Origin of the sequence: Streptomyces sp. NPDC002130 (assembly GCF_040296465.1) — a bacterium.
GTDB lineage: Bacteria > Actinomycetota > Actinomycetes > Streptomycetales > Streptomycetaceae > Streptomyces.
In genome coordinates, this window is the sequence record NZ_JBEOXI010000535.1 from 1 (window position 1) to 2,583 (window position 2,583).

At 62.7% G+C, this 2,583-nt stretch carries 3 protein-coding genes; 2 read left to right on the forward strand and 1 reads right to left on the reverse strand.

The genetic code is table 11. The annotated features are described in order from the left end of the window. Positions 1-86: 86 nt before the first annotated feature. Positions 87-1,241, forward strand: a complete 1,155-nt coding sequence (locus ABT116_RS42350) for an epoxide hydrolase family protein (RefSeq protein WP_030537351.1) — start codon at positions 87-89, stop codon at positions 1,239-1,241. A gap of 39 nt (positions 1,242-1,280) precedes the next feature. On the opposite strand, the gene ABT116_RS42355 is transcribed toward ABT116_RS42350, so the two are convergent. Then, positions 1,281-1,865 (reverse strand): WYL domain-containing protein, encoded by a 585-nt coding sequence (locus tag ABT116_RS42355; RefSeq protein ID WP_196248302.1) that lies wholly within the window; start codon positions 1,863-1,865, stop codon positions 1,281-1,283. A 337-nt stretch (positions 1,866-2,202) separates the two neighbouring features. Between ABT116_RS42355 and ABT116_RS42360 the strand changes: the two genes are divergently transcribed. After that, positions 2,203-2,529: an MFS transporter gene (locus tag ABT116_RS42360; protein WP_351645844.1), complete on the forward strand. Its 327-nt coding sequence runs from the start codon at positions 2,203-2,205 to the stop codon at positions 2,527-2,529. Positions 2,530-2,583 lie beyond the last annotated feature (54 nt).

The following is a 2,583-nucleotide window of genomic DNA, read 5'->3' on the forward strand; positions in this document are numbered from 1 at the left end:
GACTGACCCGCGCCATCTGATCGAGGACGACCACCTCACGCTTCGCGTGGTCCATCTGAGCCAGCACGCGATGGAAGGAACTTTGTATGAGTGCAGAAGTACAGCCGTTTCGAATTGACATCCCCGAGAGCTCTGTCGAGGAGCTAAAACGCCGGTTGAGCGAGACCCGGTTTCCGCCGCCGCTGCCTGGTGATGACTGGTCGACAGGAGTGCCGGTCAGCTATCTGCGACGGTTGGTCGCGTACTGGGTTGACGAGTTCGATTGGGCGGAGCAGCAAGCGTCGCTGAACATGCTTCCGCAGTTCACGACTGTGATCGAGGGGCAGACGATCCACTTTGTCCACGTCCGATCGAAGGTTTCGGGCGCGCTGCCGCTGGTGCTCACTCACGGATGGCCGGGGTCGTTCGTTGAGTTCGTGGACCTCATCGGCCCCCTCACTGATCCGGAAGCGCACGGAAGGGCGGCGGCGGATGCGTTCGATGTGGTCATTCCGTCGCTGCCGGGATTCGGATTTTCGAGCCCGGTGGTTGAGGGCGGTTGGGACGCGGCTCGAATCGGGCGGACGTGGGCAACACTGATGGAACGTCTCGGCTACGACCGATACGGGGTACAGGGTGGTGACATCGGTGCTGCCGTCTCTCCCGAGGTCGCGCGAGTGGCACCGTCTCATGTGGTCGGCGTCCACGTTAATGGTTCGATGGGAATGCCGTTGCAGGCTCCCAGCGAAGCAGATCTTGCGTCGTTCACTCCGTTGGAGCTTGACCGTCTGGGGCGGGTTCAGGCGTTCATGCAGGAGGAGTATGGCTACATCGCGATCCAGTCCACTCGACCTCAGACTCTCGCCGCGGGGCTCGTGGATTCTCCCGCTGGCCAGCTTGCGTGGATCATCGATAAGTTCCAGAAGTGGACCGTTCCGCACGAGGAGCTTCCCGAAACGATCATCCCCCTCGATCGAATCCTGACCGACGTCTCCCTGTACTGGTTTACCGAGACCGCGGGCACAGCTGCCTACATCGGGTACGCGCAGCACTCAGCGTGGGGAGCAACTAAGGAGCCCTCCGGTGTTCCCACCGGGGTCATCATGTTCGCTCACGACGTCGGTATTCGCCGCTACGCCGAACTGGAGAACACCATCACTCGGTGGACTGATGTGACCGACCGTGGCGGGCACTTCGCCGCCCTCGAAGAACCGCAGCTCCTTATCGCAGACCTGACGGAGTTCTTCCGGCCTCTCTGCTGACCAGAGTGGGCCGGTCGTGCGATGGCCGGCCCACTCTGGTTAACCTGGCTGCGCTGCGCGAGCAGCTTGCTGCGCTACGTGGACGAACGCGGTCCGTAGCTCGTTGGGTTCTAGCACCTCGATGTCGGCTTGTAGGAGCAGGAGCCATCTGGCGATGGACTCGTAGCTCTCGGCTCCCGCGTGCACGATCGTGGTCCGAGTTGTCTCCTGTTCGATAGCTCCCCATGCCGGCGCAACCCAGCGCTGCACCGTATCCACTGTTGCGTGCACGCGGACGGTGGCGGTCACCTGCTGCCACCCCGCGCTGAGCTGCCGAGTCACCCATTCATCGACGCTCGGGCCGGGAAACGTATGCGATCGGATCGGCATCTGGCTGACGGCGACGTCGGAGATGCGATCGACACGGTACGTCTGCCAATCGTCGGTGTCGACGTCGAAGGCGACGAGGTACCACCGCCGCACTGTGTTGACCATCGCAAGGGGATCAACCCGTCGGTCCTTCGTCGCTCCGTTTCGCTGCGAGTGCTTGAACTCCACTCGACGGCCGAGCAGACATGCTCTTGCCAGCTCACCGAGAACCCCGATGTTGACGACCGGGGAGTCTATTGGTTCGAGACCGTCCACTGGCGCATCGATCGTGACTTTCGCTACCGCATCGATGACCCACCGCACATGAGTGGGCAGTGATGCGAGGAGCTTGCCGAGAGAACTGGCGGTCAGGGTTGGATCAGAGCTTTCCTTCCACCTTCGAAGCGCGAGAGCACATGCCAGCGCCTCATCTGTGGAAAGAAAGATCGGCGGCAGGACCGCCCCAGGTTCGAGAGAGTATCCGCCGTCGACACCGAGACGTGTGTCAACGGGGTACCCCAGATGGCTTTGTCGGCCAATGTTGACGTCGCTTGTTGATAGATCCTGACGTCACTTCGGATCTGGGGTTCCTGCCGCGATTGCATATCGGTGAATGCCAGCGTCACTCACAGCCCGCGGGGAAGGGTCGACGGCATGGCTCGCACTCCTTTCGCAGACCTTTCCTCAGGGCCCAGCTCGCGCGCAAGCGTTCGGCTTATGGGGCGCGGCATCCGGCAGCGGTGGCGCTCTCGGAGTACTTGGCGGTGGAGTCATCGTCGAAACCCTAGGATGGCGGTGGACTCTGCTGGTGAACGTCCCGATCGGGCTCGCACTTCTGGCGTTGCTCATCTTCGGTAACCGGACGCCGCACCCCACCGCACGGCCCCATCTCGACCTGGCCGGCCCGACGCGCCCTCAAGTGCCATGGTCGGAGCCCTGATAGCCCACGACCGGCGGGGGCGACTTTCGGCCAAATCGGTGTCACGCGAGCAGC

What these genes read in the sequence shown, in the direction of transcription:
- ABT116_RS42360 (WP_351645844.1), top strand. Translation starts at nt 2,203, where the DNA reads ATGCCAGCGTCACTCACAGCCCGCGGGGAAGGGTCGACGGCATGGCTC.
- ABT116_RS42350 (WP_030537351.1), top strand. Translation starts at nt 87, where the DNA reads ATGAGTGCAGAAGTACAGCCGTTTCGAATTGACATCCCCGAGAGCTCT.